The sequence below is a fragment of the Ruminococcus sp. RTP21358st1_G6_RTP21358_211008 genome (genome assembly GCF_040908885.1).
In the GTDB taxonomy this organism is placed as follows: domain Bacteria; phylum Bacillota; class Clostridia; order Lachnospirales; family Lachnospiraceae; genus Blautia_A; species Blautia_A faecis.
The window spans coordinates 12,949-34,542 of sequence record NZ_JBDGDM010000047.1 but is presented as its reverse complement, the minus strand read 5'-3'; the positions used below and the strand labels follow the sequence as shown (position 1 = coordinate 34,542).

General features: G+C 41.5%; 20 protein-coding genes and 1 pseudogene. 19 read left to right on the top strand and 2 right to left on the bottom strand.

Features of this window, described 5'->3' with window-relative positions; genetic code table 11:
- Window positions 1-103: 103 nt before the first annotated feature.
- The 12 genes and pseudogenes from AB5Z12_RS16410 to AB5Z12_RS16355 all read left to right on the top strand — a co-directional run bounded on the left by AB5Z12_RS16410 (window position 104) and on the right by AB5Z12_RS16355 (window position 8,688).
- On the top strand, window positions 104-1,846 hold the full coding sequence (locus AB5Z12_RS16410; protein WP_368368711.1) for a hypothetical protein: 1,743 nt from the start codon (window positions 104-106) through the stop codon (window positions 1,844-1,846).
- 42 nt (window positions 1,847-1,888) lie between these two features.
- On the top strand, window positions 1,889-2,632 hold the full coding sequence (locus tag AB5Z12_RS16405; protein ID WP_368368710.1) for a hypothetical protein: 744 nt from the start codon (window positions 1,889-1,891) through the stop codon (window positions 2,630-2,632).
- A 14-nt stretch (window positions 2,633-2,646) separates the two neighbouring features.
- Window positions 2,647-2,892, top strand: coding sequence for a hypothetical protein (locus tag AB5Z12_RS16400; protein ID WP_368357304.1), 246 nt, complete (start codon window positions 2,647-2,649; stop codon window positions 2,890-2,892).
- 191 nt (window positions 2,893-3,083) lie between these two features.
- Complete coding sequence (locus tag AB5Z12_RS16395) at window positions 3,084-4,214, top strand: hypothetical protein (RefSeq protein WP_368368709.1); 1,131 nt, start codon at window positions 3,084-3,086, stop codon at window positions 4,212-4,214.
- The gene (locus AB5Z12_RS16390) at window positions 4,211-4,501 is read left to right on the top strand and encodes a hypothetical protein (protein WP_368357306.1); all 291 of its coding nucleotides are present in this window, start codon (window positions 4,211-4,213) and stop codon (window positions 4,499-4,501) included. The genes AB5Z12_RS16395 and AB5Z12_RS16390 overlap by 4 nt, the downstream gene beginning before the upstream one ends.
- A 15-nt stretch (window positions 4,502-4,516) precedes the next feature.
- Complete coding sequence (locus AB5Z12_RS16385) at window positions 4,517-4,981, top strand: hypothetical protein (RefSeq protein WP_368357307.1); 465 nt, start codon at window positions 4,517-4,519, stop codon at window positions 4,979-4,981.
- 340 nt (window positions 4,982-5,321) lie between these two features.
- Entirely contained in the window at window positions 5,322-5,753 is a 432-nt protein-coding gene (locus tag AB5Z12_RS16380) for a hypothetical protein (protein ID WP_368368708.1), read from the top strand.
- 298 nt (window positions 5,754-6,051) lie between these two features.
- A complete protein-coding gene (locus tag AB5Z12_RS16375; protein ID WP_368368707.1) occupies window positions 6,052-6,396 on the top strand; it encodes a hypothetical protein in 345 nt (114 codons plus the stop codon).
- On the top strand, window positions 6,368-6,598 hold the full coding sequence (locus AB5Z12_RS16370) for a DUF6718 family protein (protein WP_195409559.1): 231 nt from the start codon (window positions 6,368-6,370) through the stop codon (window positions 6,596-6,598). The genes AB5Z12_RS16375 and AB5Z12_RS16370 overlap by 29 nt, the downstream gene beginning before the upstream one ends.
- Window positions 6,599-6,654: 56 nt before the next feature.
- A pseudogene (locus AB5Z12_RS16365) lies at window positions 6,655-6,783 on the top strand (hypothetical protein); the annotation flags it as partial.
- A gap of 24 nt (window positions 6,784-6,807) precedes the next feature.
- Window positions 6,808-6,969 carry a hypothetical protein gene (locus tag AB5Z12_RS16360; RefSeq protein WP_368357309.1) on the top strand — a complete coding sequence of 54 codons (162 nt, stop codon included), beginning with the start codon at window positions 6,808-6,810 and terminating at the stop codon, window positions 6,967-6,969.
- A gap of 129 nt (window positions 6,970-7,098) precedes the next feature.
- Window positions 7,099-8,688: an AAA family ATPase gene (locus AB5Z12_RS16355; protein WP_368357310.1), complete on the top strand. Its 1,590-nt coding sequence runs from the start codon at window positions 7,099-7,101 to the stop codon at window positions 8,686-8,688.
- Window positions 8,689-8,775: 87 nt separating this feature from the next.
- On the opposite strand, the gene AB5Z12_RS16350 is transcribed toward AB5Z12_RS16355, so the two are convergent.
- A complete protein-coding gene (locus AB5Z12_RS16350) occupies window positions 8,776-10,206 on the bottom strand; it encodes a hypothetical protein (RefSeq protein WP_368357311.1) in 1,431 nt (476 codons plus the stop codon).
- Between the two features lie 195 nt (window positions 10,207-10,401).
- Between AB5Z12_RS16350 and AB5Z12_RS16345 the strand changes: the two genes are divergently transcribed.
- The 4 genes from AB5Z12_RS16345 (at window position 10,402) to AB5Z12_RS16330 (ending at window position 14,235) form a co-directional block, all read left to right on the top strand.
- Window positions 10,402-11,481, top strand: coding sequence for a glycosyltransferase (locus AB5Z12_RS16345; RefSeq protein ID WP_368357312.1), 1,080 nt, complete (start codon window positions 10,402-10,404; stop codon window positions 11,479-11,481).
- Window positions 11,482-11,556: 75 nt separating this feature from the next.
- The gene (locus AB5Z12_RS16340; RefSeq protein WP_368357313.1) at window positions 11,557-12,219 is read left to right on the top strand and encodes a collagen-like protein; all 663 of its coding nucleotides are present in this window, start codon (window positions 11,557-11,559) and stop codon (window positions 12,217-12,219) included.
- Window positions 12,220-12,256: 37 nt separating this feature from the next.
- Window positions 12,257-12,322: a hypothetical protein gene (locus AB5Z12_RS16335; RefSeq protein WP_368361691.1), complete on the top strand. Its 66-nt coding sequence runs from the start codon at window positions 12,257-12,259 to the stop codon at window positions 12,320-12,322.
- Between the two features lie 335 nt (window positions 12,323-12,657).
- Window positions 12,658-14,235, top strand: coding sequence for a hypothetical protein (locus tag AB5Z12_RS16330; protein ID WP_368357314.1), 1,578 nt, complete (start codon window positions 12,658-12,660; stop codon window positions 14,233-14,235).
- Window positions 14,236-14,395: 160 nt separating this feature from the next.
- On the opposite strand, the gene AB5Z12_RS16325 is transcribed toward AB5Z12_RS16330, so the two are convergent.
- Window positions 14,396-15,874 carry a DUF1846 domain-containing protein gene (locus AB5Z12_RS16325; RefSeq protein WP_148463476.1) on the bottom strand — a complete coding sequence of 493 codons (1,479 nt, stop codon included), beginning with the start codon at window positions 15,872-15,874 and terminating at the stop codon, window positions 14,396-14,398.
- Window positions 15,875-16,288: 414 nt separating this feature from the next.
- Between AB5Z12_RS16325 and ftsH the strand changes: the two genes are divergently transcribed.
- The 3 genes from ftsH (at window position 16,289) to hprK (ending at window position 21,560) form a co-directional block, all read left to right on the top strand.
- Window positions 16,289-18,355: an ATP-dependent zinc metalloprotease FtsH gene (ftsH, locus tag AB5Z12_RS16320; RefSeq protein WP_215659895.1), complete on the top strand. Its 2,067-nt coding sequence runs from the start codon at window positions 16,289-16,291 to the stop codon at window positions 18,353-18,355.
- Window positions 18,356-18,502: 147 nt separating this feature from the next.
- Entirely contained in the window at window positions 18,503-20,368 is a 1,866-nt protein-coding gene (gene uvrC, locus AB5Z12_RS16315) for an excinuclease ABC subunit UvrC (protein WP_173719268.1), read from the top strand.
- Window positions 20,369-20,627: 259 nt separating this feature from the next.
- The gene (gene hprK, locus AB5Z12_RS16310; protein ID WP_118583906.1) at window positions 20,628-21,560 is read left to right on the top strand and encodes an HPr(Ser) kinase/phosphatase; all 933 of its coding nucleotides are present in this window, start codon (window positions 20,628-20,630) and stop codon (window positions 21,558-21,560) included.
- The last annotated feature ends 34 nt before the right edge of the window (window positions 21,561-21,594 follow it).

Sequence of the window (21,594 nt, the reverse complement as noted above, 5' to 3'; positions counted from 1 at the left end):
GTGGCTTATTCACTGAGATATGAAAGGTTGAAAAACCTTGAATTTTCAATAAAAAACACTTGATTATATGAGGAGGTTATATTTACGTGTTATGCTTGGCAATATGTGCGGAGCAGAACAGGAATTAAAAAAATTTGAGAATGATAAGGCTTTTTATCATTTTACGAAAGCAATTATTTTTAATTTTAGGGGAAATCACAAAGACGAACTTGAAGAAGAGAAAATTGCAGAAGGGTACTGCGATGGTGATACAGATTCATTTTTGCATTTTCAGATTATTTCAAACAGAGGTGCAGGCTATGTAGGAGCGGGCGAATATAGCTTGGCAAATGATTGGTTTAAAAGGGCAATAGATTTCGGAAGAGTAAATAATGTGAAAGCTCCAGATTTGTGGCTAAATCTTTACTATAATTATGTATTTAATAAGACCAGATTAAATTTGGATATATCTATTCAAGAGTGTATCGACATGCTGGAGGAGGTCAAGCAATATATTGATATTGAAGATCCAAAACAGTATATAGGTTATCGCAATATTGTTATTCAACTTTTTAGGCAGAAAAAAGCGGACAAAATGCAGCTGAATGAAATCATAAATCAGGATTTTGAATATCTTGTAAATACGAACTTAACAGATATTGAAAGATGCGTGTTAGAGGCAACAACAGCGCGTATTGTATGTACCGGAAGATTAAATCCTGAGCCGGTTATTGAAAAAATATCAAAGGATGTAGAACTATTTTTACAGCTTCCAATGCCTGAAAGATATAGATGTTTTAAAGAAATTGATTATATGTTTAAAGATCTGAGAGGTCGAATAATAGAAAAGAATCAGAAAATAAAAGAAACTGCACACTGGTATATTGTAAATCAAGCTGTATATGATTTGGAAAAGTATAGAGCAAGTTTGCCATCAGAGGCGGTGTATGAAATTTGCTATTGCTTAAAAGAACGGGCTGGGCTTTTGGAATATAAGCCAGATCAATATCAATGGAATGAGTTTTTGAAGGATATGCGTAGTGCACAAATGCTCTATCAAGAGAATGGATTATTGGCTGATTCTGCTTTATGCGCTTTGAATATTATGGATGAAGGGTTGGCGGAGTTTAATATAGATTCTGAGTATAAACCATTGTATTTGGATACAATAAAGATTTCGTTGCAAGAAGTTGAAAAAATTTTGCCAGAGCTAATGGAGCATCCTGTTTTAAATGAGATTTATTTAAGATTATCTATGTATTGTTTTTCAATAGATGATATTGAAAGAAGCAAACACTATTATAAGAGCTTTCAGAGATTAGGCAATTTTGCAATAGATCATTTTGCACCATGGCTTAGAGGCAGATATGCAGTGTTAAGTCTTTATATGTTTGTTATAGGTTATATTGAAACTGTAGATAAGATTGCCAGAAAGGATTTGAGTGGAGAAATAACACAGATCCAGGAGTGGTTTAGGGAATTTCACAACAGGAATGGTTATTTTGAAGCTATTGTATTAGGAAGGATGTTTGGTGGAGATTATTTGCCTATATGTGTAGAAATGAAATCTGGCAAAATGTTACAAGGGAATATTGTGGAGGCTGGAGATATAGAGTCTGCCTGGCTGGTTATACCTCCATTACAAATGAAAATCAAGTGTAATGGAATGCTAGCAGGAAAAATGTTAGGGCAAGGGTTTTTGTTTTCGAAATGGGAGAATACAGAGCTGAGATATTGCAATGTTAATACAATTGTGCCAGAAGTAAGAAGTGCAATAGAACGTATTATTGAGATGATCAAGGCTGAATTACCGGATTCTCTTGTAACTAGCGCGGAATTAAATAGATTAGCTAAGAATGAGATATAGGATGTGAACTTCCAGCATAAGGGAACTTTTGAAAGTAAGCGAGTGAATAACATCTATGAGTATGGAGTATATGGGAAGACCGTGAAGCACAGGCTTTATGCGGGTGATAAAAAAGAACGGTATTTTCACCTGTACCACAGCATTTCCAAAGAAAGTGCAGAGCGTGCTGGGATTGAAAACAGGCTCAACCAGATGACATTGTACCTTAAGAAATATCAGAATAAAGTAAAAGAATTCGGGCCAGGGTTTGAGAAGTATTTTAATCTTCATTATGATGAAAAAACACAGGCATTTGTACTGCCGGAAGAGCGCTGCAGTGTAGTGGAAAGGGAACTGGATCTGGCAGGATATTTCTGTATAATCACATCGGAAAAGATGAGTGCAAAGGAAGCAATCGAGCTGTATAAGAGCCGTGATACATCAGAAAAACTTTTCCGGGGAGATAAATCCTATCTTGGAAATAAGAGCATCCGGGTGTATTCGGAAGAGTCAGCACGGGCTAAGATATTTGTTGAATTTGTGGCAATGATACTGCGATGTAAGATGTATATAAAGCTGAAAGAAGAGATGAAAAACCTGGAAAAGAAACCGAATTATATGACAGTTCCAGCAGCCTTAAAGGAACTTGAAAAGATAGAAATGGTGCGTCAACTGGATAATGTATACAGACTGGATCACGCAGTAACAGCTAATCAGAAAACAATATTAAATGCGTTTGGTCTGGATGCGAATCACATAAAAAACTATGCATCCGAGTTGAGTAAAGAATTAAAAAAGGCGGAGTAAAGAGGAGAAAAAAGATGGCAAGAACAAGAAGAACGAGCAGGGAAGCCTTGGATGAAAAGATTGAAAAAGCGGAAGCGGATGTGATCGCAGCGAAGAAAAGATATGACCATGCAACTGCAGTTTTGAAAGAGTTATTGGACAAGCGGGATGCGATAAGGAAAGATGAAATCCTGTCAGCAATTGTAAAGAGTGGACGGTCTTATGAGGAGATAATGAACTTCCTGAATGTGGAAGAAACTGAGAGAGAAATAAAGGAATAGACAAGGAATGCACCACAACTGCGGCTGTGGTGCGAGTTTTAGGCGGAATATTTCTGGAAGTTCACATAAAAGAAATGAAAAAAATAATGACTAATGACAAATTAGGCGTTATAATTTATAGTATTAAGTTTGTTAATTGTGAATCAGGTAAATATATATAGGGGATTGATGAAATGCTGGAATGTAGTTCTATGTTTGAAGCACATAGAAAGCAACCAAAACAGTTTCCGGTTCTTGGAAAACATGGAGTTGTACAGATTAGGTTTAACGGGCGATTAGATAGCGTTCAGATTAGCAAGATGTTGTCTGATATTCATTTTATTCTATCTGTATATAAAAGAGGCTGTAAGAAAATTTGCTTTGTATGTAATGGTGTTTTTGAACCTAAAGATATGTTTGTGTATGTTCTTTTCGAAACATTTATTTATACATTGAGATGCAAGTATGATTATGAGATTGAATGTGTTATTGCTAAAGCTAAAACTCACATTCATGCTCCAGGATTAAAAGATAGTCTTTTGGTCTATTTTAATAATGATAAGTTTGACAAAAGATTAATGGAAAAAAATTATTGTCGGATACATAATAGTAATCATTTTAGGCGAATAATATGTAAAGATGATATTCAAGGGGCTGCAGTTCTTTTGGGAGAGCTAAAGTTATTTTTGAGTGTATTTGATATAAGCAAAGAATATGCTTTGAGTTTAGCAAAGGTTGTTGCGGAACTTGCTGATAATGCAAGTGAGCATGCAGAATCTGATTGCCTTATAGACATTTTTGTTTCGGATCCTGTTTATAAGAAAAAAGATTGTGATGAAGATTTTTATGCGATAAGCATGGTTGTTATTGATTTTTCTGATAAACATTTAAATCATGGAATTAAAAGAAAAATTGAAGAGAGAGATTACGAAGCTTCAGAGAGATATGATCTTGTTGCTGAAGCTTTCGAAAATCATAAAGCTAGTTTTAGAACTAATCAGTATGAAGTTGATGATTTTTTCAATCTTGCATCATTTCAAGATAGAATATCAGGAAGAAAATCAGAAACTAGAACAGGAGGGACGGGACTTACAGACTTGATTAAGTCTTTAGAAGATAGAGCCGAAGCACATTGCTGTTATGTGTTGAGTGGAAATAAGGGGCTTTGGTTTGAACCACAGTATTTAAAATATAATCAAGGAAATTGGATTGGGTTTAATGATGATAATGACTTTATAACTAGTGTTCCGAACAAAGATATGATAGTTCGTTCAAATGTTGATTTTATGGGAACAGGATACAATTTTGCTCTTGTTGTAAAAAAGGAGGGAAGTGCTCAATGATCGATGTTGAGTTAGTTTTTGATAAGTTAATTACAAGTTTGGCAGGAAATCGTTTTGGACGCGAAACATATAGAAATCAGATTGCTGGAAAAATGACAGAGGAGGGGGTGTTAGCAATTTTACCGGAGTTCATTGAAGATATAGCAAGCTCGTTTTATGAAGGTATATTTGCAGAACTAAATGAGCAATACGGAACAGAGCGAGCTCATGAATTGTTATATATATATACGAAAAATGAATATATAAATAAGAAAATGACAAACATAAGGGAAACGTACGGGGTGTAAATTATGGAAACGCAAATGATTAACCAGACACCAGTAGCTGATAAAATAGCAATGGCTGCATTAATAGTTTCTGTCTTATCGTTGGTAATTTCTGTTATTGGTGTTCTAATTCAGAAAAAGCTCAATCGAGTAAATTTAGAAGCGAAGTACTTTGAGGTGGTTTTTAATACTTATATTTTAGAAAAAATACCAGAGAAGGTGGCTGCATTAAAATTTGATTCAAGGCATAAGTTAGACAAAAGTTATAAAGAACTTAATGATACATTAATGGAAATGGTACGTAAGGCAAGGTACTTCTCTTTTGTGAATCAGAAGTTCTATAAAGAATTATCAGAAAAGACTATGGAAGTGGATGAACTTTTGGTTTCGATATCTGGGAAGACAATACTTCAGGTAAAAGAACAAAATCAAAAGATAATTGAGATTGAAGATGCAGTTAGTAAAGTAATCGTATGTATTAACAAGAATTACTGTCAATAATACATTGTTTAAGGTTCAGGATAATTAAGCACAATGCCAGTTTGCTGTTATGCTAGAGAAATTGAGGTCTGACACCATGAACACACAAATATTTTCCATCTGCAGAAGTTCATATTGGACCACAGTGGGGTCAGACACGTGCGCCCAGCAAAGGGCATTTCACCTAGCAGGCGGAAATCCTGCACGAAAAGAGAATAACCACCTCATTCGTTAGTGAGTCTTGCATGACTCTGGGTAACTGGAATCATGAAGCATGAGAGGCACCGATAGGGAGGAATAAAAACGTAGGAACATCAGATAAAAGTTTACTGCAAGGTTTCTAAAATCAAAAACAGAAAAAATGGAAGAAGAATTAATCTATAAAGAATATGATATGTTGCATCGGGAAATAGAGCAGAAGATATCGTTACAAAATAATCTGCTGATTTTTATGATAACGACGACAGTGACGATAATTACTTTAGCAATAAAAAGTGATAGTCCTTTGTTATATTTGTTTCCTTTTTTTATTATTATTCCAATAACGAACAGGATTGCATACTATAGAATGGCGATGGCAAAAATATCTGCATATATGATAGTGTTTCTAGAGCCGAAATTAAATGGAATTTCATGGGAAACGCGTAATGTTCAGTTTCTAAGAAGATATAACAGTGGAAAAAGAAATGATAGAAAGATTCAATTAGACTATTATGAATGTCCGGTATTAGGTGTTATATGCTATTGGTTATATTTGTTGAACTATGAACAGTTAAACATAAATAATTTGTAAGGAGGAATAATGATATTTGGACCAGCTTTGTTGGTTTTTATGGTAATACACATGACATATAAAATAAATAGTCTCGACAGAAGTCGAGAAAAGATGATAGATGCATGGAGAAAAATAGAATCAGAAGAGAAATTAAGGAAAATGTAAGTACTCAAATGGTTCTTTCCATCATTAGTTGAATTTAGGAAAAGAAAATTGGGGTCAGACACCTGGTACTAGATTCAGGAAAAGCTAAAAATTTTTGTAAAGAGACCGTTATTATCCAGATCATCAGACACGCAAAGTGTTTAATGACATTTTGGGATTTCGGGCTTTTTGCGATAGCTATGATCAGATATTGGACGGAGATTCTTCACAGTTTCGTATTGCTGATATGTCAAGCGGAAAAGCTGTAGATGATGGATACAGAGGCGTTCATGTGTACTATCAAAAAAGCGGAAAACCTTATCCTATAGAAATTCAGTTTAATACTCTGTTTGACAGACAGCTGAATAACTGGCTTCACGATTACCTGTATGAGAAAAGTTATCCGATAGAGACAGGATGTATCATGCGTGAAAAGTATGAAAGTGGATTGATTCGGAATGAGCATGAATTTAAGGAGGTGCTGAATAATGTGTTATCTGGTAGCGAAAGATCGTGATGCGCATGGTTGTTTTGCTCTGAAAACAACTCATGGAAAGCATCTTGTAGAATTAAAAAGGGAACTGAATAAGGCAGTTGGATATAAAGGTGTACAGCTTGTAACAATCAGTAGGCCAACAGCGTATGGTGAGTATGCACCGTATCATTTTGTGGATACAGAGCAAGAGTTTCAGACACTTGTAAAAGGACTCCGTCCATAAAAATAATGTCGTAGGAATATCAAGGATCTGAAACTCGAAAGACAGATCAATATCAGATTAGCCTCCCTATTGAGCTGAGTGAAATCGGTCAGTGGTGGGGTATAGACTCGAAGAAGAAAAAGCAAATACAGATTGATATTGTCGGAACTCCTGTTGAGGGCAAAGACTATATCATCGGTTCATGCAAATACCGGAATGAGAAAATCGGTGTGGATGAACTCGATTTGATTCGGGATTATGCCTCAGTTTTTGGAAAGGGCAACAACTATCACTACTATATCTTCTCGAAAGGCGGATTCACAGATGGACTTCTTCAGGCACAAGAGCGAGGTGAAGTTCGGCTGATAACGCTGGAAGACCTTTACAAGTAAGAAATGGACAATTGATTTGTAAACGCTGTTTTTCACAAAATTATTGAGACCAAAAAGTTTTCATGATATCATTATTGGTAGAAAATAGTGATACTGTGGAAGCTTTTTTATATAGGGAGTGTGTGAGTGATGGGAATATTAGTGAATCCAGATAATTTGGCTTTTCAGGTAGCATTGAATTCCGAGATATATGTTGATAAAAGCGGACTTATTAAGTATACGAATAAAGTTTTGAATACATTGCAGGCCTATATTTGCAATAGCCGTCCGAGAAGGTTTGGAAAATCTGTTACAGCGAATATGCTTACAGCTTATTACAGCAGAGGCTGTAATTCAGAAGAAATGTTCGCCGGATTGGAAATTGGTAAAAGTGCAGATTTTAAGAAGCACTTGAACCAATATGATGTAATACATCTTGATATCCAATGGTGTATAGAGCCAGCTGGTGGACCTGAAAGGGTGGTTTCTTATATTTCGGAAAAGACGATTGCTGAGCTTGCGGAATACTATCCAGGTGTATTGAAAGAGAAGACGGAATCTTTGCCAGAAGTGTTGTCTCGTATTAATGGTGCAACTGGAAAAAAATTTATTGTCATCATTGATGAATGGGATGTCCTTATTCGTGACAAGGACGTTAATAAAAGGGTACAGGAAGAGTATATTAATTTTCTCAGGACAATGTTCAAAGGAACAGAACCAACAAAATATATTCAACTTGCATATCTTACTGGTATTCTTCCAATTAAAAAGGAAAAAACTCAGTCGGCATTAAATAATTTTGATGAGTTTACAATGCTGAGCGCAAGCAATCTGGCTCCGTATATTGGTTTTACAGAAGCTGAAGTGAAAAAGCTGTCAGAAAAATATCAGCAGGACTTTGCTGAAGTGAAGCGATGGTACGATGGCTATCTTCTGAAGGATTACCAGGTTTATAATCCCAGAGCCGTTGTCAGCGTAATGCTAAGGGGGGAATTCAGGAGTTACTGGTCAGAAACAGCATCCTATGATGTGATTGTGCCTTTGATTAACATGAACTATGAAGGGCTGAAAACAGCTGTTATTGAGATGCTTTCCGGAGCCGAAGTCAAGGTGAATGTGGCAGCTTTTCAAAATGATACGGAAGATATTAAAAGTAAAGATGATGTATTGACTTATATGATCCATTTAGGATACCTTGGTTATAATGAGATCAGGAAGACTGCTTTTGTACCAAATGAGGAGATACGGCAGGAGTTGACGACTGCTGTTGAGAGTAAAAAGTGGAATGAAATGCTGATATTGCAGCTGAATTCGGAAAATCTGCTGGATGCTACATTGGATATGGATGGTGTGGCGGTTGCAGAAGAGATTGAAAAAATCCATAACGAGCATGTGTCAGTAATTCAGTATAATAATGAGAATTCCTTGAGCAGTGTGCTTACAATTGCCTACTTAAGCGCAATGCAATACTATTTTAAGCCAATCCGTGAATTTCCTACAGGACGGGGATTTGCTGACTTTGTATTTATCCCAAAGCCAGAGTACAAAAATGATTATCCGGCATTGCTTGTGGAATTGAAGTGGAACCAGAATGCGCAGACTGCATTAACACAAATTAAGACAAAAAAGTATCCTTCTTCGATCCTGAATTACACAGGTGATATTCTTCTTGTTAGAATCAATTATGATAAAAAAAGTAAGGAACACCAGTGCTTGATTGAGAAGTACGAAAAAGATTGATTTTGCCAGAACAGTGCCGAATGAAAACAACTTAAAAGGGCAGGGGTGGATGTTCTCCACAACCTGCCCTTTCGTGAGGGGAATGTATCAGAAACCTGTAAGTCGGAATACCATTAATTCGCTTGCAGAGTCGTCGTCACGGTCCTGTGTCATAAGAACCATCACAGAACCATCCTCTGCAACTTTCATATCTTCAATCCAGGGGTATCTGGTTCCAAACATATCGTAGCAGTCTACTTCGGCGAGGAGAGTTCCGTCCTTTGACCAGAAGTAGAATTCTCGCATATTTCCATCTGCTGCAATATAGCCATTCGCTGTCTCAGCTATTCCCGTGAGACTTCCGAAATAAGCAGGATCCTCCTGCAGGTCACCGCCAAGAAGCAGCTGCTGGTTGCCATCCAGATCATAAACTGCTATTTTCGATGGGGTGTCATCTCCTGCAAGACGTCCGTATACCATAATATGATCATTGCTGATCTCAACCAGGCTGACAAATTTAAAGATACCGGTTCGTGCCGCGTCATCATTCATGGAGGTTAAGATCCAGGGCTCTGTAAGCACGCTGCCGTCCTGGAAGGTTACTTTTTCCGTATCATAGCCAAGGTAGCTGGTAATGCCCCAGGCACCGGATAGGTGTACAGACAGGTAACCACTTGTGCCGGTCTCCAATATGGTCTGCCCGTCTTTCATAACAATTCCTTTTCCACCGTTACGGGAAATATAAAGTTTTCCGTCCGTGTCTGTAAAAAGATCCATTCCCTGCTCGTCCATTGTATCAGAAGAAAGAAGATTCAGGGTGCTTCCAGTATATTCGTAAGTTTCCAGAGTATTATTCAGCTGATGATACATCCGGTCTCCAGATATTGCAAACTGGTGACGCATGATCTCAAATCCGTTCTGGGAAACACTAAATGGAATATACTCCGGAGTGACGGTATAATCTCCAACAGCTATACTCTGCGGAGCCGGTGTGAATGGAGTTCCATCCCAGGGGTAAGGTGATTCCACATTGCCAGTGTCCTCTAATTTCAGTTCCAGATTGTTAAAAACATTTCTGACAGAATCATTTTCTTCTCCGGAAATGATAACTTTGTAGGTCACACCGGATGGCTCGTGACGATAAATGTAGTAAATTCTGTCAAAATTGTCTGTGGTTCGTATATAATCCACATCACCAATGGTTGTTTTTTCAATAGTGCCGTCTGCATAGTCATGAAGATCGATATCGGAGGTCTGCAGATATTTGCGGAAAGAGTAGCTTGATTCTTCATTTGCTTTAATGGTGAAATCATTTTGTGAACTGTCCTTGTCATCACCTTCAAATACGCTGACGGAGCAGGTGTATTCATAATCGCTGATATCATTCGGATCATAGCTCCAGTCATCTGGAAGGTTAAGTTTGAACAGGGTTACGTCAATGGTGTTGTCACTTTCTCCGTGAACGGTGAGAGCGCTACTGGCAGTCAGAAGCACAAGTCCGGTCACAAGAGGTAGTATTTTCCATAATTTTTTTCTCATATTTAGCACCTCTTTTCTATGTGGAATGTTTTGTATTTTTATTTTCCCAGATTTTGGAGACGTTGTCACTGACACAAATGACAGGTAATCCGTAAGGAAAGCGTTATTGCTGGAAAAAATGCGGATATCCGGAAGCAGCAAATGGGAATAAAAGTAATTTGTCCGGCATAGGCTATTGAAAAAAGGATATTTGGAATGATATCAATTGGCCTGTGTATGATCGTAAAAAATGAGGAGGCGGTACTTCGCAGAATCCTCACGCCGATGAGCAAGCTTGTGGACAAAATCTATATTTGCGATACCGGATCGGTGGATAAAACGAAGGAGATTGCCAGGGAGTTTACCGATGAGGTTTATGATTTTTTATGGAAAGATGATTTTTCTGCTGCCCGCAATTTTATTACGGAAAAAGCAGATACGGATTATTGGATGTGGCTGGATGCAGATGATGTCATTACGCCGGAAAATCAGGAGAAGCTGCTCAGGTTGAAAGAGAGCATGGATTCAGATACGGATGTGGTTATGATGGATTATGCAGTGGGATTTGATGAATGGGAGCATGTTACGTTTTCTTATTACAGAGAGCGTATTATGAAGACTTCCCGGAATTTCAGATGGCAGGGGCGCGTCCACGAAACGGTTGTTCCTGCGGGGAATATTTTATATTCGGATGTGGTGATTGAGCATCGAAAAATAAAGGCTGGAGAGTCTTTTCGCAATCTGCATATATATGAGCAGATGATTGATTCCGGTGAAAAAATGGAACCGAGACATTTCTTTTATTATGGGCGGGAGCTTTTTTATCATAAGCAATATGAGTATGCAATTTTAATTTTAAAAAAATTTCTGGAAGAACCAGATGGCTGGATAGAGGATAAACTGAACAGCTGTCTGGTTCTTTCCTGCTGTTATCAGGCAATGGGAGAGAATGCAGCTGCTTTTGATATACTTTTTTACAGCTTTACGATGGATGTTCCGAGAGCGGAGATCTGTTGTGAGATAGGAAGATTGTTTATGGAAAAAAGGGAGTACGTGACGGCAGCATACTGGTACCAGCAGGCTCTTCTTGCGCCACGGAAAAAGAAAAACGGCGGTTTTTATATTGCAGACAGTCATGATTTTATACCTGCGATACAGATGTGTGTATGTCTGGATAAAGCGGGAAGGCACAGGGAGGCGTTTGAATTTCATAAAAAGGCAAGAGTATTGAAGCCTCTGCATCAGGCAGTTATTGGAAATGAGAAGTATTTCAGGGATGTTTGGGATATGGAGTGAGAGGGAAAATTCACCTGTATTGTTAGTATTTCATATATTGATAGTGAATATCTAAGCTGTTATGGGAGAATGTGTATGTTTTTTGATCGTCATAATCAGAAAAATTCTTCTGAAAAGGAAGCTTCTGGTGATATCACCTGTACATCCTGTTTTGGAAACAATAATCGCTGCGGCTGCGATTGCGGTTGTCCGGGACAGGGAGCCACAGGACCTCGTGGTGCAACCGGTCCTATGGGACCTGTTGGTCCAAGAGGATGTCCCGGTGTGACTGGTCCTATGGGACCAAGAGGATGCCAGGGAGCAGTAGGCCCTGCAGGTCCTATGGGTCCGCAAGGAGAACCTGGCATGCCAGGAGTTATGGGTCCTGCCGGAGAAGCAGGCCCCACCGGAGCGACCGGCCCAACCGGCCCAACCGGCCCCGCCGGAGCAACAGGCCCAACCGGCCTAGCCGGAGCGACCGGTCCAGCCGGTCCCGCTGGAGCGACCGGCCCAACAGGCCCCGCCGGAGCGACCGGCCCAACCGGCCCAACCGGTCCCGCCGGAGCAACAGGCCCAACAGGCCCCGCCGGAGCGACAGGCCCAACCGGTCCTGTCGGAGCAGACGGCCCGATTGGTCCTACCGGCCCAGCGCCAACTCCGGCAGCGGCAGTAGCAGATGCTACTAGTACAGAGGATGCTGTGACACAGCTAAATACACTTCTGGCAAATCTTCGTGCTGCCGGAATTCTGCAATCCTAGCGCATGTTTGAAAAAGGCTTTCTGCAAGATGTGCGTTATAATTTGTGGGAGATTTCGCCCAGATGAGGGCGCAGTAGCGGCTACGGCAACCGAATTCGGGTGAAATATACCGCAATGAGGGAAAGGGCTGGAAATGGAGCAATCCATTTCCGGTCCTTTCTCTATGCACCCTGCAGCACATATTCCTTACGGAAAAATAAGAGTATGACTTTGAAGATTATCGCCGAAACCATTCGTGACAGGAGAGAAACAGAAAATCATAATCAGCCTGACAAAAGATTAGAAGTACTGTTGCCCACAAAATTATTGAGACTCTAAAGCTTTCATGGTATCATTGTAAAACAGGAAATAGTGATACTGTGAATTACCGAGGACAGGCTTTTTCTGAAAAGAAAGTTGTCAGATGGAAGCTTATTAAACAAAAAGGATGTGAGACCTTTGAAAATAAATTATGAAACTGTCCACTTTAATTATGCAGACAGAATAGGCAATCTGACCGCGGAAGCAGTCGGCGTAGTAAAGGGGGAGAAGCATTTTCCGGTTTACAGTGGAAATCAGATTTTTAAGCCGCTGAGTAAATCCAAGCCATTTTCTACGCCTTTGTTCGCTTATGCGGAAGTGTTCTGGTCGAATGTGATAAATGAATATTTTGTATCGGCGCCTTTATATCAGCTGGCTTTTTGCCATGGTTATGAAGAAGAGACACAGAAATACTATGATTATGGGACTGTGGTTCCAAGGATTTATAATAAAGATGAGCAGCTTTTGAATCTTCTGGAATTCTTTCGGAAGTATCCGGATAAAAAGGTAGATATAGACCAGTATGAGAATTACTGTATGATGTTTTATGACTATACGGATATTATGGAGGCTTCCTATTTCCAGAATCATAAAGACATGGCAGAACAGCTTGCCATGCAGATCCTGGTTTCTGTGCTGAAAGGCGATCAGAATTATCACTATGAGAATATTGCATTCGTTTGTAATAAAAAAGGAGAAATTCTGAGGCTGGCGCCGATGATTGACCATGAATTCTCCACTTACTTTATGTTTCCGGACAATTCTGTGCAGCATATGTACTGGTATAGTGAGTTGATCCGTTCCATGGAAGGACATGAAGTTCAGGATTATGAATATGACTGTCTGAAGAATCCAAAAGAACGGCAGATGATGGAAAAAAGTGCAGTATGTCTGCATAAGAATCTTGTGTATATAAAAGAGCATTACCCGGAAGTTACCGGGAAGTTTTTAGAGAAACTGAATTGCCTGAAGCATGATCTGGAAGAGAATCCATCTCCATTTTATCTGCAGGAAAATATTGAATATCCGGGAACTGCCAATTCTTATGCTTATATGTCCGGGAAAGCCAGATACAAGGATCATGATGAGGAAAAGGCAAAGCTTCTGGAAGAGAAATATAGTTCCAGGGAAAAGAAAATAGATTTCCATGTATTGAGTGTTCAGAGTGTGCAGGAAATCAAAGGAATTATAAGGCTGTTGAAAGTAATGCTGGAGAAAGAGAACGGCAATTGGGATAAAGTAAAGGAACAAAATGATGAGTACAAAGCCGAAACTGGATTTACAGATAGAAAAATAAAAGCATATGACAAGTTGGAATTGACAGATGAGCAGCAGATAGTTCTTGATGCTCTTAGACAGAACTGTGTGGAAGAGACTCTTTGGTCAGCAATTGCAGCCTTCCAAAACTACCCATTTCGCACAGCCTCTGGTCTCCCATACCAGTACAAGCTGAAAATCGGCAAAGACGGAACCTACAACAAAGAGCTTCTCATCGACCGCCGGGAAAACAGCAAAACCTTATCCTGGAGCAGCATAAAAATGGCATTCCAAAATTGCCGGCAGATATCCGGCATCGTGAAACGCCCCAAGGCATTAGGGGATATTAGAGGGATTTCTTATATTTACCCATTGTTCTGGAAATTTGGACTGATCGAAGTGCCTGAAGAGACTGCGAAGAAGATGAGCGGGGAATGTGATACCGCAGAAGAACGGTGATTTTTCAAACTCGCTCTAAAAATAATTGAAGTAAAAATGAAAAAATACTTGAAGTTTGGAGAAAGTAGGAAAGAAAAAGCTCTGACAAATGATGATTTTTTTAATAATCATTTGCCAGAGCTTTATATTACGTAGCAACAAAATCTATGCCTGCTTATCCCTACAGCTTCTTCCCTTGCTCGAATTTCGGCTCGCAGGTCAGCTCCACGCCCAGTTTACGGAAGGAAAGGACATCCACAGAAGACAGCATAACAGAAGTATGTGCCTGGCAGCCTTTCAGCTTCGGAAACTGCTCCAGGGCAAGACGTGCTTCTGGATTCGTAGCAGCACTGATGGAAAGGGCGATCATGGTCTCATCCATATGAAGACGAGGATTCTTACTTCCAAGATAATCTGTCTTCAGCTCCTGAATAGGGTGAATGGCATCCGGAGAGATCACATGCTTCTGATGATCGATTCCGGCAAGCTCCTTCAACACATTCAGAAGAAGGGCGGAGGAAGCACCAAGCAGATCAGAGGTCTTACCTGTGATAATCCTTCCGTCTTCCAGCTCCATGGCAGCAGCCGGAGCACCAGTTTCTTTCTCTCTTTCCAGGGCAGCAGGAACAACCTTGCGGTCCTCCAGTGTGGCATGTGCCTGCTTCAGAAGAAGCTCGATCTTGTAAACCTCCTCCTCTGTGCCGGTACCGGACATAAGCGCATCCATACTCTTGTAATATCTGCGGATGATCTCCTGACGGGAAGCCTCCTGGCAAACCTCATCATCCACAATACAGTTTCCTGCCATATTAACGCCCATATCTGTAGGAGATTTGTATGGGCACTCGCCCATGATTTTCTCAAACATAGCCTGTACAACAGGGAAAATCTCCACGTCACGGTTATAGTTGACAGTAGTCTGGCCATAAGCTTCCAGATGGAATGGGTCAATCATGTTGACATCATTCAGATCGGCGGTAGCAGCCTCATAAGCCAGGTTTACCGGGTGCTTCAGCGGGATATTCCAGATCGGGAAAGTCTCGAACTTGGCATAGCCTGCGCTGATTCCTCTCTTGTATTCATGATAAAGCTGGGAAAGACAGGTAGCCATTTTTCCGCTTCCTGGTCCAGGCGCTGTGATAACAACCAGCGGGCGGGTGGTTTCGATATAGTCATTCTTGCCGTATCCCTCGTCACTTACGATCAGGGAAGTATTGCTTGGATAACCCGGGATATTATAAAGGACATAAACCTTGATTCCAAGCTTCTCCAGACGCTTCTTGAACGCATCAGCACTGTTCTGTCCGGAGTAACGTGTGATGCAGACACTTCCTACATAAAGTCCTCTGCTTGTAAACTCGTTCATCAGACGGAGTACGTCCTCATCATATGTGATGCCAAGGTCGCCGCGGACCTTATTCTTCTCAATATCAGGCGCACCGATTACGATTACGATCTCTGCCTGGTCGGAAAGCTGCATCAGCATGCGCAGCTTGCTGTCCGGCTCAAATCCTGGAAGAACACGGGAAGCGTGGTAGTCATCAAATAACTTGCCTCCAAATTCCAGATAAAGTTTGTTGTCAAATTTGCTGATTCTCTCACGAATGTGCTCGGACTGCATTTTCAGATATTTGTCATTATCGAACCCAATTTTTTTCATTCTGTCTTTCCTCCCTCTTTCTCTGGGCTGTTCTTTACTATGTTCACAAAACACCTTGCGGAATATTTGCGGCACATAGTAATCTTTTAGTTCCTCATCCATTATGTTATTTCTTACTGTAAAGTTACAGGTAAAAAGGATACAGCAGATGCGTTCTGCACCTGCCTCAAAAATATGTTCCTGGACTGTATTAGAAAAATCATTCCTGCAAATTGTGCGTACATCCTGCAGAAAGTCTTTTTCAATCACGCTCTAGTATACTACAGTTCGCGCCGTAAAAAAAGTATCTATTTATTTTTCTGATGTGAATTTTTTTGACTTTTTTTCAAAAAAATTCAGAGGGTTTTCACAATATCCAGGTTGATTTATCTGCGTTTTATCTTTATAATAGAAAAGATAGTAAGGAGGAAAGAAATGGATAATAATCTGGATAACAATCAAGGCGGACGACGTCCTGATAAAGGGGATCCAAGAAGAGATCAGGATCCCAACCGCAATAAGAAAAATCATCAGTCCATTCTGGCTTTTCTGATATGTCTTTTGGTTACTTTGGTGTGTTTCAGCCTGTTTACCAATATGCTGCAGGATAATTCCAGTGAGATTACGTATGATAAGTTTATTGATATGGTGAATAACGATGAAGTGAAATCCGTTACACTTCAGTCTGATAACCTGACCATCGTGCCGAAGAAGCAGGTGAACCCTTATCAGGAGATCAGTTATTACACCAATCTGACAGAAGATGAGACTGCCCTTACCAAACGTCTGGAAGGAACCGGTATTATTTTTAAATCTGAGCCGCCGGATGCTTTCGGAGAATTTATGGCAATGATGCTTAGCGTACTTTTACCGTCTGTGCTTCTGTTTGTGCTTCTTATGTTCTTCATGCGCCGCATGAACAAAGGCGGCGGTGGTATGATGGGCGTTGGGAAAAGCCGCGCCAAGGCGTATGTACAGAAAGAGACCGGAATCACATTTAAGGATGTTGCAGGACAGGATGAAGCCAAGGAATCCTTGCAGGAGGTTGTGGAATTTCTTCACAATCCAGGCAAATACGTGGAAATTGGCGCCAAACTGCCGAAGGGCGCCCTGCTTGTAGGACCTCCGGGTACAGGTAAAACCCTTCTTGCCAAGGCAGTTGCAGGGGAGGCACATGTACCGTTCTTTTCCCTTTCTGGATCAGAATTTGTGGAGATGTTCGTTGGCGTAGGTGCTTCCCGTGTCCGTGACCTTTTTGAGGAAGCCAAGAAGAATGCACCGTGTATCGTATTTATTGATGAGATTGATGCCATTGGAAAGAGCCGTGATTCCCATTACGGCGGAGGCAATGACGAGCGAGAGCAGACTTTGAACCAGCTGCTTGCTGAGATGGATGGTTTTGATACTTCCAAGGGACTTCTGATCCTGGCAGCTACCAACCGTCCGGAGGTACTGGATCCGGCACTCCTTCGTCCGGGACGTTTTGACCGCCGTGTTATCGTTGACCGTCCGGACCTGAAAGGACGTATTGATATCCTGAAGGTTCATGCGAAGAACGTAAGGCTTGACGATACCGTTGATTTCGAGGCAATTGCCCTTGCCACGTCCGGTGCCGTTGGTTCTGATCTTGCAAATATGGTCAATGAGGCCGCCATCCTGGCTGTTAAGAATGGCCGTCACGCAGTTTCCCAGAAGGATCTTCTGGAGTCTGTTGAGGTGGTTCTTGTTGGAAAAGAGAAGAAAGACCGTATTTTAAGTGCCCAGGAGCGCCGTATCGTATCCTATCATGAGGTAGGACATGCACTGGTAAGTGCCCTTCAGAAGGACTCCGAGCCGGTACAGAAGATCACCATTGTGCCTCGTACTATGGGCGCACTTGGTTACGTTATGCAGGTTCCGGAAGAAGAGAAATATCTGAATACCCAGAAAGAACTGGAAGCTATGCTGGTCGGATATCTTGGCGGACGTGCTGCTGAAGAGATCGTTTTTGACAGCGTGACAACTGGTGCTTCCAATGATATTGAGCAGGCCACCAAGGTCGCCCGTGCTATGATCACCCAGTATGGTATGTCCAAGAAGTTTGGTCTGATGGGTCTTGCAACTCAGGAAAATCAGTATCTGAATGGTCGTGCAGTGCTTAATTGCGGTGACAATACAGCTACCGAAGTTGACCATGAGGTTATGGAGCTGCTTCGTGTTTCTTATGAGGAGGCGAAGCGCCTGATCAGCAGCCACAGAAAGGCTTTGGACAAGATCGCTGCTTATCTGATCCGCAAGGAGACCATTACCGGTAGGGAATTTATGATCATTTTCCGCGCAGTGGAGAAGGGAATGGAAGTTTCAGATGTGTTGGATGCAGAAGGACTGAAGGCGCTGGATGAGGCTGTGAAAGCAGAGGATAAGACGGATGAGGCAAATGTGGACACAGAGACAGCGGAATCCACAGTTCAGGCTCCAGCTGAAATGCCGGCTGAAAGTTCCGGGGACTCAGAAGACCACTGAATTTAAGGAAAATTAATCTAAGAGGAATTAATCTAAGAGGAATCTGCTATTGCCGTTCCTGCAATTGGACGATACAGATAATATAGGATAAAACATCAGAACCGGGAGACATGTTTTCCCGGTTCTTTTCAACAAAGGAGAGTTTTTATGTTCCTGATTGAAGAAGAGTTAAAAAAGCTGCCCGGTAAGCCTGGCGTTTACATTATGCATGGGGAAAACGATGAGATCATTTATGTGGGAAAGGCTGTCAGTCTGAAGAACCGTGTCCGCCAGTATTTCCAGAGCAGCCGCAATAAAGGCGCAAAGATTGAGCAGATGGTCACTCACATTACCAGATTTGAGTATATTGTCACCGATTCTGAATTGGAGGCGCTGGTACTGGAGTGCAACCTGATCAAGGAGCATCGCCCGAAATACAACACCATGTTGAAGGATGATAAGACATATCCATTCATTAAAGTAACGGTAAACGAGCCCTATCCCAGAGTCCTTTTTTCCCGCACCATGAAAAAGGACAAGGCGAAATATTTCGGCCCCTATACCAGCTCCACAGCTGTGAAAGACGTGATCGAGCTGGTCCGCAAGATTTATATGGTACGCTCCTGCAACCGTAATCTGCCCCGTGACTGCGGCAAAGACCGTCCATGTCTGTATTATCATATGAAGCAGTGCACGGCTCCCTGCCAGGGAAATGTAAGTGAGGAAGCGTATAAGCAGAACATTGGACAGGTACTTCATTTTCTCAATGGAAATTTCCAGGAGACCATCGATCAGCTGACGGAGAAAATGATGGCAGCTTCAGAGGATATGCGTTTTGAGGATGCTGCAGGATATCGTGATTTAATTAACAGTATCAGACGGATCGGAGAACGACAGAAGATTACTACCTATGGGGAAGAGGACAGGGATATTATTGCAGTTGCCATGGATGAAAGTGAAGATCTCCGGGAGCAGGATGCAGTTGTGCAGGTGTTTTTTATGCGTGGCGGCAGGCTGATCGGCAGAGATCACTTTTTTCTCCGTGTGGCAAGAGGCGATACCAAAGCACAGGTTTTGTCAAGCTTTCTGAAGCAGTTTTATGCAGGAACGCCTTTTATTCCGGCGGAAATCATGATGCAGACAGAGATAGAAGATGGGGAAATTATTGAAGACTGGTTGTCTGCAAGGCGTAAACAGCGGGTTCACATCCGTGTACCGAAAAAGGGAACAAAGGAGAAACTGGTGGAGCTTGCCAAGGAAAACGCCTGGATGGTTCTTTCCAAAGACAGAGAACGGATCAAGCGCGAAGAAGGGCGTACGATCGGGGCTGTGAAGGAGATTGAGGACTGGCTGGGGCTTAAGGATATTGTGCGTATGGAGGCTTACGATATTTCCAATATCAGTGGATTTGAGTCCGTTGGCTCCATGGTAGTTTACGAAAAGGGCAAGCCGAAGCGCAGCGATTACCGCAAATTCAAGATCAAATGGGTGCAGGGACCAAATGATTATGCCAGCATGGAAGAGGTGCTTACAAGGCGCTTTACCCATGAATCCAAGGGTGAATACGACAGCTTTTCCATTCTTCCGGATCTGATCCTTATGGATGGCGGACGTGGCCAGGTAAACATTGCACGGAAGGTTCTTGGAGAGCTTGGAATTGATATTCCGGTATGTGGTATGGTAAAGGATGACAACCACCGTACCAGAGGGGTGTATTTCAATAATGTTGAAATTCCCATTGATACTTCAGGTGAGGGTTTCCATCTGGTAACCAGGATCCAGGATGAGGCTCACCGTTTTGCCATTGAGTATCACCGCTCCCTTAGAAGCAAAGAACAGGTACATTCCGTTCTGGATGATATTCCGGGAATTGGCGAGACCAGGCGAAAGGCTCTTATGAGAAGATTCCGGTCTATTGAGAATATCCGGGATGCTTCTGTGGAAGAATTAAGTCAAACAGAGTCTATGAATGTGCAGAGCGCGGAGGCTGTCTATCAGTTTTTTCATAGAGCGCCAAATCATACGAAAGCATGATTTCTGTGCATCGCGAAGCGTGTTACTGTGAATGGAGCGAACAGTAACAGTTTTAACAAGATTCGACATTGAAGTTACAGAAAAAATTGTGTATAATACAGATAAGTGTGGATTTTGGGCAATGTATATAATTTCTATGTGCAGTGCAAAGAAACCTGCACAAACTGCATAACAGTTTTCACCTATTACGAGGAATCTTGTAACTGCAGGGAACTGCTTATGCGGGAAGGACTTCATTAGAGAAAAAGGAGATAAAAGCATGAAGGGTGTACAGCTTACCAAGCTGGCGCAGGAACTGAATCTGACCAACCTGACGCCTGATATTGACCTTACAGAGATTTATGTGAAGACAGCAGAAATAAATCGTCCGGCTTTGCAGCTTACAGGATATCTGGAGCATTTTGCAAACGAGCGTGTTCAGATCATCGGATATGTAGAGTATACTTATCTGATGCAGTTAAGCGATGAGGAGCGCACATTCAAGTACGAGCGTTTTATCTCCAGCAAGATCCCATGTGTCATCTTCAGCACTATGACAAGACCGTCACAGGATATGATTGATCTTGCATACAAATATAATGTACCTACATTTGTGACAGAGAGAACTACATCCAGTCTGATGGCAGAGATCATCCGTTGGCTTGGCGTCCAGCTGGCTCCCTGTATTTCCATTCACGGCGTGCTTGTGGATGTTTATGGTGAGGGTGTCCTGATCACAGGAGAGAGCGGTATTGGCAAGAGCGAGGCGGCTCTTGAGCTGATCAAGCGTGGTCACCGTCTTGTCAGTGATGACGTTGTTGAACTTCGCAAGGTGAGTGATGTTACTTTAGTTGGTTCTGCACCGGATATCACACGTCACTTTATTGAGCTTCGTGGTATTGGTATTATTGATGTGAAGACCCTGTTTGGTGTTGAGAGTGTTAAGGATACCCAGTCTGTCGATCTTGTTATCAAGCTGGAAGAGTGGGACCGCGACAAGGAGTACGACCGTCTGGGACTTCATGAGGAGTATACGGAGTATCTTGGAAACAAGATCGTATGCCATTCCCTTCCGATTCGTCCAGGACGTAATCTGGCTGTTATCGTTGAGTCTGCAGCCGTTAACCACAGACAGAAGAAGATGGGATACAATGCAGCTGAGGAGCTGTACAAGCGTGTTCAGGCGAATATTGCCAAAAAAAGAGAAGAATAAAAGTCAGAGTGTGCAGATTGCGGGAATACTTTTT